At 39.8% G+C, this 13346-nt stretch carries 9 protein-coding genes; 7 read left to right on the forward strand and 2 right to left on the reverse strand.

Annotation, left to right across the window (positions count from 1 at the left end; translation table 11 throughout):
- The first annotated feature begins 58 nt into the window (after positions 1–58).
- Positions 59–1300, forward strand: a complete 1242-nt coding sequence (locus MPH60_RS08890) for an MFS transporter (RefSeq protein ID WP_241590882.1) — start codon at positions 59–61, stop codon at positions 1298–1300.
- A 68-nt stretch (positions 1301–1368) separates the two neighbouring features.
- Here the strand turns inward: MPH60_RS08890 and MPH60_RS08895 are convergent, their stop codons facing one another.
- A complete protein-coding gene (locus MPH60_RS08895; protein WP_241590880.1) occupies positions 1369–2238 on the reverse strand; it encodes an AraC family transcriptional regulator in 870 nt (289 codons plus the stop codon).
- 196 nt (positions 2239–2434) lie between these two features.
- Here MPH60_RS08895 and MPH60_RS08900 point away from each other — a divergent pair, with 196 nt between their 5' ends.
- The 4 genes from MPH60_RS08900 to MPH60_RS08915 all read left to right on the forward strand — a co-directional run bounded on the left by MPH60_RS08900 (position 2435) and on the right by MPH60_RS08915 (position 7598).
- Complete coding sequence (locus tag MPH60_RS08900) at positions 2435–3940, forward strand: UxaA family hydrolase (protein WP_241590879.1); 1506 nt, start codon at positions 2435–2437, stop codon at positions 3938–3940.
- Positions 3941–3984: 44 nt separating this feature from the next.
- Positions 3985–4998, forward strand: a complete 1014-nt coding sequence (locus MPH60_RS08905) for a zinc-binding alcohol dehydrogenase family protein (protein ID WP_241590877.1) — start codon at positions 3985–3987, stop codon at positions 4996–4998.
- An 85-nt stretch (positions 4999–5083) separates the two neighbouring features.
- Entirely contained in the window at positions 5084–6571 is a 1488-nt protein-coding gene (locus tag MPH60_RS08910) for a tagaturonate reductase (protein ID WP_241590874.1), read from the forward strand.
- A 322-nt stretch (positions 6572–6893) separates the two neighbouring features.
- Positions 6894–7598, forward strand: coding sequence for a TerC family protein (locus MPH60_RS08915; RefSeq protein WP_101225442.1), 705 nt, complete (start codon positions 6894–6896; stop codon positions 7596–7598).
- A gap of 188 nt (positions 7599–7786) precedes the next feature.
- On the opposite strand, the gene MPH60_RS08920 is transcribed toward MPH60_RS08915, so the two are convergent.
- A complete protein-coding gene (locus MPH60_RS08920; RefSeq protein WP_241590872.1) occupies positions 7787–9268 on the reverse strand; it encodes an aldehyde dehydrogenase family protein in 1482 nt (493 codons plus the stop codon).
- 504 nt (positions 9269–9772) lie between these two features.
- On the opposite strand from MPH60_RS08920, the gene MPH60_RS08925 reads away from it, so the two are divergent.
- Complete coding sequence (locus MPH60_RS08925; protein ID WP_241590869.1) at positions 9773–11605, forward strand: sigma-54-dependent Fis family transcriptional regulator; 1833 nt, start codon at positions 9773–9775, stop codon at positions 11603–11605.
- 212 nt (positions 11606–11817) lie between these two features.
- Positions 11818–12960, forward strand: a complete 1143-nt coding sequence (locus tag MPH60_RS08930; protein WP_241615815.1) for a histidine kinase N-terminal domain-containing protein — start codon at positions 11818–11820, stop codon at positions 12958–12960.
- The last annotated feature ends 386 nt before the right edge of the window (positions 12961–13346 follow it).

Here is a 13346-nt window from a genome sequence, read left to right on the forward strand (position 1 = left end):
AATGGAAACGTTTCCAAAAATGCTGCTGCATTTATAGAAATGTATAGGGGGGTACTTTATGTTTTCAAATGGTAGAGGAATGGTTATCGTTTTCTTGTTCTTGGCAGGGGTAATAAATTATCTGGACCGATCTGCACTGTCCATTGCAGCTCCGTTCATCCAAGATGATTTATCCTTAACGGCAACACAGATGGGAATTATCTTTAGTAGCTTTTCAGTTGGTTATGCCGTATTTAACTTCCTTGGAGGCATGGCTTCCGATAAATGGGGAGCAAAGCTTACGCTTTTCGTGGCGATGATCGTTTGGTCTTTATTCAGCGGTGCACTTGTGCTTGCTGTCGGTTTTGCCAGTATGATCGTCATCCGCATCCTGTTTGGGATGGGCGAAGGCCCTCTTTCGGCAACCATCAATAAAATGGTGAATAACTGGTTCCCGGCAAATCAACGGGCATCTGTCGTTGGTTTGACGAATAGCGGGACGCCGCTTGGTGGCGCCATCGCCGGTCCGATAGTTGGATTCATTGCCATCTCATATGGATGGAGAGTTTCTTTCATTGCCATAATGGTGATTGGGCTTATATGGGCGGTTTGCTGGTGGAAGTTCGTTAAAGAAAAACCACAAGAGTCAAAGGAACAGAAACATACAGGAAAATCTTATGTAGCGGCAACATCGGAAGGAAAGGTGAAATTCACCTTCTATTTAAAACAAAAAACGGTTTTATTTACAGCTCTAGCCTTTTTTTCCTACAACTATATTCTCTTCTTTTTCTTAACTTGGTTCCCAAGCTATTTGGTGGATGCACGCGGCCTAAGTGTGGAAAATATGAGTATCATTACAGTGATTCCTTGGATTTTTGGATTCATCGGTCTTGCTTTGGGTGGATTCGTGTCGGATTTCTTCTTTAAAAAATTCGCTCAAAAGGGTGTTTTATTCTCACGTAAACTCGTGCTTGTAACATGTTTGTTCTTATCGGCAGTATGTATCGGTTTTGCCGGACTTGTATCCACGACGTTCAGTGCGGTAACGCTTGTCGCACTTTCCGTCTTCTTCCTATATTTGACTGGTGCCATTTACTGGGCAATCGTCAACGATGTCGTAGACCCTGGTAATGTTGGATCTGTTGGAGGTTTTATGCATTTCTTGGCAAATACAGCAGGAATCATCGGACCGACGTTAACAGGATACATTGTCGATACCTCAGGCACATACACAGTTGCATTCTTGCTTGCTGGTGGATTGGCCATCGTTGCGTCACTAGCAGTCATCCGTTTTGTACGACCGATAGTAAAGCCTGCGTAATGGATTGTTAGAATGGAAGTGTCTCCCAAAGGGAAGACACTTCCATTTTTCATTAGTATTAGGCATGCCTAGCGGATCCGATTTTCTTTTCGAAATGTAGCTGGTGTCTTTTCAGTGTATTTCTTAAAAGTGCGAAAAAATTGGGGCATGCTTTCAAAACCACACATTTCAGCAATATGGGCAATGGTGTGATTCGTTTCCAGCAAAAGTTCCTTTGCCTTGATGATTCTTTTCGTGTTTAGATACACGATTAGGCCAATTCCAGTCGTTTCCTTAAAAACCCTGCTGAAGTGAGCCGGACTGACCAAAGCTTTTTGTGCAAGAGCTGTCAAAGTCAATGGTTCATCGATATGTTCATTAATATAGATTAAGATATCTTTGATCCATTCTGAACGATAGATATTGCCCTCTGGTAAATTTTCTTTGCCATTTATCCGGGTACGGTATAAATCAAGTATGATTTGATGAACGGTCAGCAAACAGGCATGCCTCGAGCCAATTGATTGGCTAGTTGTTTCTTGCAGGATGAGCTGTAGCTGTTCCTCCATCCTTACTTGTTTCTTTTGCGGCAATGATATTTTATAATTCTTACTCTTTTTTGTCAGGTCAAATAAATGTAAATATGAAAAAGAATCATCAACCATATCTTTATATATCAATGTGGGACTGAAAAAGATGATGGTGGAGGTAACAGGGTCGTCCTTATTGGGTAAAGCCCTATGAATCGTATTATTAGGGATCAGGAATACATCCCCTTGTTGCATCTCATAAAACACATCACCGATAAAAAAGGTCCCCTTACCGCTGTAAACATAAACAATTTCATAATAGTCATGCATATGATCGGACAATTCATTCTGTGGACTTTTTGTATCTTGATAGACAAATGAAAATGGGAAGAGTAAATCATGGTTTAATGCATTATGAATTTTTTTCATATCGTTCAGCTCCTGAAAGTATAATACAACAAGAATGAGTATATTTATAGCAAAATATGCAATTTATATTTCAAAAATTGATGTTAAAATTAAAATAGATTTAAAAATTGAAAATTCAAACGAAAAATGAAAGGGCTTTCGGAATGAATTGACGGTTCGTTTTGAACGTCTTCACTCATGATAAGGAGGGGATAAAATGAATAAATTTGTTCAATTGCATTCAAATGATGATGTTGTTATTTCCCTGGAGGGGATTCATAAAGGACAGAGCCTCCAGATTCAAACGGAAGACAGGGGAATGATCCATGTAAAGGCAAGTGATGACATTCCTAAAGGGCATAAAATGTTAGTGAAACCGGTAAACAGAGGCGAGGACGTAATCAAATTTGGCTACTCGATCGGAAAAGCTAAAGAAAATATCTCCATTGGAGATTGGGTTCACACCCATAATCTAGCATCCGGTTTGCATGGTATATTGGATTATTCCTATCAACCTGGCATTCAAGATACAAATGAGCCAAGTCAAAATCATACCTTCCAAGGATATATCCGTGAAAATGGGGAGGTGGGTATCCGGAATGAAATCTGGATCATCAACACGGTTGGTTGCATCAATAAAACCTGTGAAGTTCTTGCTAAAATGGGAAATGAGCAATTTAAAGATCGACAATTCGATGGGGTTCATCACTTTTCACATCCATACGGTTGTTCTCAATTGGGTGATGATTTGACCCATACGCAGAAACTATTGGCTGCCTTGGCTCAACATCCAAATGCAGCAGGGGTTTTAGTTGTAGGGTTAGGATGTGAGAACAACCAAATCGAAGCATTTAAAGAAGTCATAGGCGAATTCCCTCCAAATCGCATAAAATTTTTAAAAGCCCAGGAGGTTCAAGATGAATTGGAGACCGGCTTACGTTTAATGGGAGAATTAGTGGAATATGCCGAAGGCTTCGTACGCCAGCCCGTACCGGTTTCAAAGCTGAAAATAGGCTTGAAGTGCGGGGGCTCAGATGGTTTTTCAGGTATTACCGCTAATCCATTGGTTGGTGCTGTTTCCGATCTTATTGTAGAAAATGGCGGGACCACGATATTGACAGAGGTGCCTGAAATGTTTGGAGCGGAAACGATATTGATGAACAGGGCAAGGGATGAAGAAGCCTTTAAGAAAATCGTTGACCTTATTAATGATTTCAAACAGTATTTCATCCGCCATGATCAGGAAATTTATGAAAACCCTTCACCTGGAAACAAGGAGGGCGGCATAAGTACGCTGGAGGAAAAATCACTTGGGTGCACGCAAAAAGGCGGCCATGCCACTGTAGTGGATGTTAGTCCATATGGTGAAAGGGTAGTGAAGCATGGATTGAATTTAATCAATTCTCCTGGAAATGACCTGATATCGGTGACGGCTTTGGCTGCAGCGGGTGCACATATCGTTCTATTCACTACAGGAAGGGGAACGCCATTTGGCGGACCGGTGCCAACTGTGAAAATAGCAACGAATTCAGATTTAGCCAATCGTAAAAAACACTGGATTGATTATAATGCAGGGCAGTTGATTGAAGGTCAAAAGATCGATGAATTAAAGCATGATTTATTCCAATACATTCTTGAACTTTCATCAGGTAAAAAGAAAACGAATAATGAAAGATTCGGTTATAGGGAAATAAGCATCTTTAAAGAAGGCGTCATTCTCTAACAGGTGTACATATCTATTAAAATATCAAAAAGGAGTGTTATTCAGTGAAAAGTATCGTTTGTGAACAACCTTTTGAATTTAAGATGATCGAGTCGGAAAAGCCGGTTCCAAATTCTGGCGAAGCTTTAGTTCGTGTGCGGCGAATAGGAATTTGCGGTACGGATATTCATGCCTATGGTGGTAATCAACCCTTTTTTAGCTATCCTCGAATACTTGGACATGAATTATCCGGTTATATCGAATTCATACCGGAGAATGAATCGGGGCTGAATGTCGGGGATCAAGTATCGATCATTCCCTATATGGAATGTGGAGAATGCCTGGCTTGCAGAAGTGGAAAAACGAACTGCTGTACGGATATGAAAGTATTGGGTGTACATGCTGAAGGCGGCATGAGTGAGTGGATTACGGTTCCTTATGATCATTTGGTGAGAACCGAGGGTCTCACACTTGACCAATCCGCAATGATAGAGCCTTTAAGTATAGGGGCTCACGCAGTTAGGCGCGCTGCCATTCAAAAAGGGGAATTTGCCCTTGTAATTGGTGCTGGACCAATTGGCTTGGGAGTCATGGCATTCGCTAAAGAACAGGGTGCGAAGGTGATCGCAATGGATGTAAATGATGAACGCCTTGCGTTTGCCGGCAAATGGGCAAATGCCGATTATACGTTGAACGTTTTGGAGAATCCAATGGATAAATTAGCCCAATTGACGAATGGAGATATGCCGAGCGTGGTATTTGATGCGACAGGTAATGCTAAGTCAATGATGGATTCATTTAAATATCCTGCTCACGGCGGAAGATTGATTTATGTAGGTTTAGTTAAAGCGGATATTTCTTTTAATGATCCTGAATTCCACAGTAAAGAGCTTACATTGATGGGAAGCCGTAATGCAACAAGGGATGACTTTGATTATGTCGTAAATACGCTGAAAAATGATTTGTTGGATATGAGCCAGTATATTACACATCGCACACATTTGGATGAAATGATCAATCAGTTTGAAGGGTGGTTAACTCCTGAAGCTAAAGTGATCAAGGCCATTGTCGACATTTAAGCATTAGGTATGCTGTCGTAAGGGAAACCTCTATTTAAATCGCACTCCGAATTGGTTATTTCTATTAGAAAGGAGTTCCTTGATAATGAACCTAAATAAAAGTCAACTGAAGCGTCTGAGTAAAGATACAAAAGCTGTCCAAAATTCACATATGATGGATTTTCCCATAAAAGTATTGCAGATTGGAGAGGGGAATTTTCTTCGAGGCTTCTTTGATTGGATGATTCATGAATGTAATAAACAAGGTCATTTCATGGGAAGCATTGCAGTTACCCAGCCCCGCCGCGCCGGAAAAGGGAAAATAGAGGAAGTGAAGCGGCAAGATGGCCTGTATACATTAATGCTACGTGGTTTTCACCAAGGGGAGAAAATGGAACATACAGAGATCATTTCCGTTTTTTCAAAGGTAATTGATCCATATGAAGAATGGATGGAATTTTTAGCTCTATCAGAAAATCCTGAATTGGAATTTGTAGTTTCCAACACGACTGAATCAGGGCTCAAATACCAGCCGATTCCTTTGCAAGAAGGAAAGCCGATTGAATCTTTTCCAGGAAAGCTGACTGCTTTTTTGTATCATCGTTATCTGCATTTCAACGGAGATGCGAATAAGGGACTGATCATGCTTCCATGTGAGCTTTTAGAGAGAAATGGTGATTCATTGAAGCAATATGTTCTTAAGCATAGCAGGGATTGGGATTTACCAAAGCCATTCATGGAGTGGGTGGACCGGGACAACCTATTCCTAAACTCGCTGGTAGACCGTATCGTTACAGGATTCCCAGCCAATGAGTCGGACAACCTATTTGCGGCATGGGGATATAAGGATACTCTGCTAAATACGGCTGAACCCTACCATTTATGGGCTATTGAAGGTGACCCTTGTATTGATCAACGTCTTCCTTTACATCAATCCGGCCTAAATGTGCAATGGGTAAAAGATTTGACACCTTATCAAATGAGAAAGGTAAGGATACTTAATGGTTCACATACCTTGTTGGCTCCTTTAGGGATTTTATCTGGATTGGAAGAAGTAAAACAGGCAATCGATCATCCGGAATTCAGCCAATTTCTGAGCAATGCCATCGAAAAGGAAATAATTCCTTCATTACCTTTTGATCAAAATGAGATGATGCAATATGGGGAAAGTGTTCTTGAACGATTTAAGAACCCTTTTGTACATCACCTCCTGGCCGATATTTCGCTGAACAGTATTTCGAAGTTCAAGGCTCGTCTCCTGCCTACCTTGGAGGAATATCACAAGGCGAAAGGCAGGCTGCCTGACTGTATCGTAAAAGGTTTTTCGGGCTTGATCCGATTTTATAGAGTTAACGAAACCAAGGGGAGTTATATTGGTAAAGGCTTTACGGGTAAAGTCTATGTCGTTAAAGATGATCTAAAGGCAATTGAATTTTTCAGGGAACAATGGCTTCGTTATGAGAGGGGAGAAATCCCGCTTAGGAAATTGGTAGAGGCAACGTTAAGTAATCAATACCTATGGGGGAAGGATTTGAGCGCTATCCCGAACCTTGGAAACGAATTATGCCAATATCTAGAAGGGATGATTGACTGAAATTATCCGTTGAAAGGATTTGGGCAAGGGTAAGTTCATGAATTTCATTCCTATCTATTATTTTTTTCTTTATTTTATTTGTATTTTTGGTATACTGAATGAGTGATATTTTTTCTTGGTAGTTTCCTACTGGAAAGATATTAAAAGAATTACATATTCTTCTTTCCCGTGAAGGGGAGTAGCGTCAGGGATAACCTGAAATAAAGTCGTCATTACGTGGGAATCCCACCGGCTTTATTGGCCTAATTCATTTAGTGCTTAGCGAGACCTTTGCCATTTATGGCAGAGGTCTCTTTATTTTTGTAAAAAGGAGGAATTTGTGTTGGATTTTTTAACAGGTGAATTCATTTCAGGACTTTTAGCGATCATTATGATAGATTTGGTTCTAGCCGGTGATAATGCGATCCTTATTGGATTGGCTGCAAGAAAGCTTCCAAAAGAACAGCAAAAAAAGGTGATAATATGGGGAGCGGTCGGCGCAATTGTGATAAGGATCATTGCAACGCTGCTGGTCGTTTGGCTCTTAGAGGTGCCGGGACTGCATTTAATAGGGGGATTACTCCTTGTATGGATTGCTTATAAGCTCCTTATTGATGAAGAAGAACATGATGTGAAGCCAGCAGACTCGATGTGGGCTGCTATAAAAACCATCATTATTGCAGATGCTTTGATGGGATTGGATAACGTCCTAGCTGTGGCAGGTGCATCGCATGGTAACTTCACTTTAGTGGTAATCGGTTTGCTCGTATCTATCCCAGTAGTGATGTATGGAAGCACATTAATCCTGAAACTGATAGAACGCTTCCCATTCATCATAATAATTGGTGCGGGAATACTAGGCTGGACTGCTTCTAAAATGATCGTAGCAGAACCTTTCATGCACGACTACTTTGCAAATCCCTTCATTAAATATGGATTTGAAGCAATAGTGGTGATTGGAATTCTGGTTGCCGGGATTTCAAGACAGAAAAATATAGAAAAAGAAAAAGCAAACAGAGAAAAAATGCAAATCGAACGTAATGGATAATTGATACAAAGAGACCTTTCGAAATGAAAGGTCTCTTCTTTTTGTCTGCGCCATATAAGTACAAAACAAGAAAAAGATGTACCAAAGCCCGCACTTTGGTACATCTTTTTACGAATTAGGAAACGATAACATGCACGTTATTCATCATATTTAAGCCAAATGAGCATATGGAGTGTTCACTCTTTTTATTAGTTTAGGTTAATCCATACACTTTTGACTTCCGTATAATTATCCAAAGCATAACTGCCCATTTCCCGACCGATTCCACTTTGTTTATAACCGCCAAATGGAGAAGCAGCATCAAATGCGTTATAGCAGTTTACCCAAACGGTACCTGCTTTTAATTCATTAGCCACATAATGGGCTTTTTTTACATCCTGGGTCCATAACCCTGCAGCCAATCCATATTCTGAGTTATTTGCACGGTTTATCACATCATCCAAATCGTCAAAAGGCATCGCAGCTACAACAGGACCGAAGATTTCTTCTTTAGCGATTGTCATTTCATCTTCAACGCCTGCAAATATTGTAGGCGTTACAAAATAACCCTCTCCTTGTCCGTAATTGCCCCCGGTAACCACTTCAGCTCCTTCAGACTTTCCTTTTTCAATATAACCGCCCACTCTTTCCATTTGTTCACTGGATACCAAAGGCCCTATCTGGGTAGATGGATCAAGACCGGCCCCTTGTTTAATGTTTTTTGCATGGGACACTAAGTCAGCTACCACGTTATCATAGGATTTCTTTTGAATGTACAGGCGGGAACCGGCACAGCAAACTTGCCCTTGATTAAACATGATGCCCATTAAAGCTCCAGGAATGGCTTTACTCATATCTGCATCCGGTAAAATGATATTAGGTGATTTCCCACCTAATTCCAACGAGATTTTTTTCACGGTTCCCGAAGCTTGGCGCATGATCATTTTCCCTACTGAGGTTGAACCGGTAAAGGCAATTTTATCGACATCAGGATGGTCTACAAGCGGAGACCCTGCTGTTTCACCAAATCCAGGTATGACATTGAGAACGCCAGGAGGAAAACCTGCTTCAAGCGCCAATTGACCTAAATATAATGCTGAAAGCGGCGTTTGCTCCGCTGGTTTTAAAACGATCGTACATCCGGTCGCAAGGGCTGCGCCTAATTTCCATGCGGCCATAAGTAAAGGGAAATTCCAAGGGATGATCTGCCCTACCACCCCGACTGCTTCATGACGGGTATAATTGAAGTAATTCCCAGCAACAGGTATGGTTTGTCCCACTATCTTAGTGGTCCATCCAGCATAATAACGGAAGTGATCAATTGCAAGGGGGACATCGGCATTGGTGGTTTCGCCAATCGGCTTGCCATTATCCAGGGTATCCAATTGTGCTAACGCTTCTTTATGTTCCTCCATGAGGTCCGCTAATTTATAAATGAGACGACTGCGTTCCGATGCACTCATTTTTTTCCATGGACCGTTATCGAAAGCCTTACGGGCTGCTTTAACTGCTTTATCTACATCTTCCGGACCTGCTTCACTCACAACCGCTAAAACCTTGCCGTTTGAAGGATCGAGGGTCTCAAAGGTTTTTCCAGAAGCAGCTTCCACCAATTCCCCATTAATCAAAAGCTTTTTAGTGCCCTTCAAGAATTCTTGCACTCTTGGATTAAGTTTAATCGTTTGTTCCATGTATAATACCCCTTTTCATTTAGATTTTAAGTTCGATATTTGTTCGGACAATGGCGTTCCTCTAAGTAAAAGGATCAGGCATAAGCTTATGTTTTTAATACCATTCTCTTCGGCTGACTTGCAGCAAGACTGAATATTACTGGATTACTTGAATCCTTTCCCCCCTTAACATAAAGAATCAATTTCTCGACATGTAATTATGCAAGACTTGTGCCATAACAAAAAAACCAATTAAACCAGCTAAAGAAGGTGCTGGAGGGGCATGGGAAGGTAGCAAACTGTTCCATATTGGAACAGGAAGTTGTACCAATCTGGAACAAAAAAGTTTAGTAGCTGGCATAATGCGCTTTCATTTTGGTGGGTATCTGAATTTTCTGTTATAATTAAACTGAATGAACGAATCCTAAATGCTCTGAAACTTTGGATTACAAAGAGTTTCATTAATGAAATTGAATAAAAAACAGTGGCCGATTTACTGGATTATACATACGGGAGGATTATTCAATGTCTGTTAATATAAGCGCGGATAAAGGAACCGTACCGGCATTTATTCAACAATCATGGCAGCGGTGCATTTCGAAGGGACTTCAGCCAAGCATGATGGATAAGGAAGATATGCTTGGTGCATTTGAGTTGGCCGAATATCACGATCGATATGCGGAACTCCTGTATCATTCTTCTCCCATTTTAGAAGAAGTTTATCGTACGATTAATGGTTTGGAGTCCATTTTATTACTTGCTGCCCCTGAAGGATATATCATTGAAACAGTTGGGGATCCAGCTTTCATTCGACATGCAAATAATGTTTCCCTGAGAAAAGGGGCCAATTGGCTAGAAGGTTCAAAAGGAACAAATGCGATAGGAACAGCCATAGTAGAGAAAAATCCTGTACTTATTCATGGCAGTCAACACTTTCATCAGGATAACCATTTCCTTACTTGTGCCGCATCGCCCATTTATCACCCTGAGGGACATCTGCTTGGTGTTCTGAATTTAAGCAGCCATCAACAGAATTATCATCCTTTTTCCATTAGTTTAGTTCAGAGGGTGGCTGATAGCATCAAACAAGCACTCTTATTGTCACATACACAAAAAAGGGAGAAAAACCTTTATTTTATATATGATTCATACCCTGATCCGTTACTTACCCTTGATAAAGAGGGGAAAATTACAGATCTCAATATAGCGGCGTCACATGTTATCGGCAAAATGGAAAAACCAGTATCGAATATAATATCAGGAACAGACCCACTTGTTTTAGAACAGAAGGTTTCAATTAAAGACCAGGAATTCCTGGTTCAAACCCTTGGCAAAAACATAGAACATCAATCCTCCGTGATCGTAAGGTTAAAAAAACAAAAATTGATTGATGGTTTAAAAACTAATCGTTATCAATTTACCGATATAATGAGTAATGATCCGCAAATGAATCAAACCATTTCCATTGCTAAAAGAGCTGCAGCGCTTGATATCAGCCTGTTAATCACTGGGGAGAGCGGAACGGGAAAAGAACTGTTCGCTCAATCCATTCATGGGGTTAGCTTAAGAAGTGATAAGCCATTCATCGCCATCAATTGCAGTGCAATTCCCGAAAACTTATTGGAAAGTGAGTTATTTGGTTATGAAAAGGGTGCCTTTACTGGCGCAAAAAGCGGCGGGCATAAGGGGAAATTCGAAGCTGCAGATGGAGGAACCCTGTTTTTGGATGAAATCGGGGACATGCCGCTTAAAGCTCAAGCGACTTTGCTCCGCGTACTTCAGGAACGATGTGTGACGCGTGTCGGAGGACATGCTTCCATTCCAATCGATGTAAGGGTCATTGCCGCCACCAACAAAGACCTACAAAAAGAAATTGAAGCTGGAGAATTCCGTGCAGATCTATTTTTCCGACTTTGTGGATTATCTTTAAAACTACCAAATCTAAAAAGTCGTAAAGATTTATTGATGTTAGCAGAATCTATTTTAACGGATCTACCTTATAAGAGCGAACATACCGAACTGACTGACGAAGCTAAAACATTCATTTTGGAATATTCGTGGCCAGGTAATTTCCGTGAATTGCAAAATGTGCTGGGACAGGCTGCATTCCTAGCTGATAGTGGCCCGATTACAAGGGAATTGCTTGCTGCACTTTGTCCTGTTCCTTCCATTACATATGAGGAAGGGGCAAATGCCGATCGAGAACCAAGAAACTTTCAAGAACAAGAAATCCTACTTATCAGGAATGCATTGGAACGAACAAGTGGGAATATCAGTAACGCAGCGAAACAACTCGACATCGGCCGTAATACGCTATATAGAAAAATGAAAAAATATGGAATCACCTTTCAAAAGTAAGAGACTCTCAGTATATAAAAAAATATGAAGAATCTTTTTATGACAATTTCAGCTTCCCGACCTGATTTGGTCGTTTCTTTGTTATCGCAAGTAACTATATGCGGACTAGCATACCTGTCTCCTTATAAGCTGCAAATAATGAAGTGCAGGATATCAAAATCTCATATAGAATGATGTTATTGATGTAGTAACTAAATTCCGCAAGGGGATGTGTGGTCAATAGTATGGAGTTGTCATCTGAACATAAGAAGTATAAACATGTATTGATTCAATATTTGGAAGAAAATGAATCTGTATTTTTAAATGAATGGAACGAGACTATTAAGATCAATGAAATAGACCCCTACAAAGAAAGAATAAGGGAAAATGGTTATGGGATGTACTCACTGGTCATCCAAACGTTCAAGGAGGTATTTTCTGATGATGTGCTGATAAGATTGGCTTACCAGGTTGCAAAAGAACGTCTTGAAGCAAATATCAACATTGGGGATTTTCTATATAATATCAATTTGGGTAGAAATATCATAATCAGAAATGTCTTTGGCGCCAATATCCCAATTAAATATATGCAGAGATTCATTAATGACATTAACCAGCACTTTGATACGTTCAGCTACCATGCAGTAACTAGATATACGAATCTTACAAATGAAGTGATTGAGGAAAAAAAATCTTATATTAGCGAAAACCACAAAGATAAATTAGCGGTACTGGGTCAAATATCATCAAGCTTTGTACATGAGTTCCGTAACCCTCTTACAGCTATCATGGGGTTCAATAAATTATTGAAGAGGGAGAATCCCGACCTGAAATATTTGGATATCATTGATTATGAGTTAAATCAGTTGAATTTCAGGATAACCCAATTCCTCCATACCTCTAAGTCTGATTTTAATGAGGAACAAAGAGAGGTAATTTCCGTATTAAAGTTAATGGAAGAAATACAGGAATTGACTTATGCAAATATTGTGGATGCCAGCGTTAATGTGGAAATAGATATTTATCCAAACTTCGTCATGACAGCGAGCAAGGATGGGTTAAAACAAGTGTTCTTGAATCTTTTTATAAATTCCATTGATGCCTTAAAGGATAAGGAACATCCTAGAATTTTGAGGATAAGCTCTTTAATTGAGGCGAATGAAAGAATAATTCGAATTTCAAATAATGGACCGGCCATTGCCAGTGAATTGATCGAATCTATTTTTGAGCCCTTTGTCACAACGAAAGAGTTAGGAACGGGAATCGGATTATACGTGTGTAAAAAGATCATAGAAAGTAATGATGGATATATGAATTGTGTCTCCAATGAAAATTTAACCACATTCAGCATCCATTTTCCTGAAGTTCAGAACTGAATCTTACGTGTTTCATACATATCAGGGTAATTTTCATATATACATATCGAATTTTTTCAAAGCTCGTAAACATAGAGTTTTAGTGATTAGAAGGAGGGCATTCGGGTACTGCCGGTATTTTACATAAAACCAATCTCAGTAAAATAAAGCTATTTGGAAGATGCCAAGAAATCACAATTAGGATTTTAGCATCTTCTTTTTTATCCCTGCATTTTTTCAGTATATATGTGTCGAAATAGTAAAAGAAAACAAATAAATTGTCATTTTTTGATTCGATTATGAATCAAAAAGGGTCGATAATTAATGTTTGAATCGAAAATTGAATTTATAATTCAATATTGAATCGTTTTAAATACTTAAAAGCGTTAAACCCTAATAAAATAACT

The organism is Peribacillus sp. Aquil_B1 (assembly GCF_022603275.1).
Taxonomy (GTDB): domain Bacteria; phylum Bacillota; class Bacilli; order Bacillales; family DSM-1321; genus Peribacillus.

Bases quoted from the DNA above. Each gene is read 5' to 3' on its own strand.
- MPH60_RS08895 (WP_241590880.1), bottom strand. From the start codon at position 2,238: ATGAAAAAAATTCATAATGCATTAAACCATGATTTACTCTTCCCATTT.
- MPH60_RS08910 (WP_241590874.1), top strand. From the start codon at position 5,084: ATGAACCTAAATAAAAGTCAACTGAAGCGTCTGAGTAAAGATACAAAA.
- MPH60_RS08925 (WP_241590869.1), top strand. From the start codon at position 9,773: ATGTCTGTTAATATAAGCGCGGATAAAGGAACCGTACCGGCATTTATT.
- MPH60_RS08900 (WP_241590879.1), top strand. From the start codon at position 2,435: ATGAATAAATTTGTTCAATTGCATTCAAATGATGATGTTGTTATTTCC.
- MPH60_RS08920 (WP_241590872.1), bottom strand. From the start codon at position 9,268: ATGGAACAAACGATTAAACTTAATCCAAGAGTGCAAGAATTCTTGAAG.
- MPH60_RS08890 (WP_241590882.1), top strand. From the start codon at position 59: ATGTTTTCAAATGGTAGAGGAATGGTTATCGTTTTCTTGTTCTTGGCA.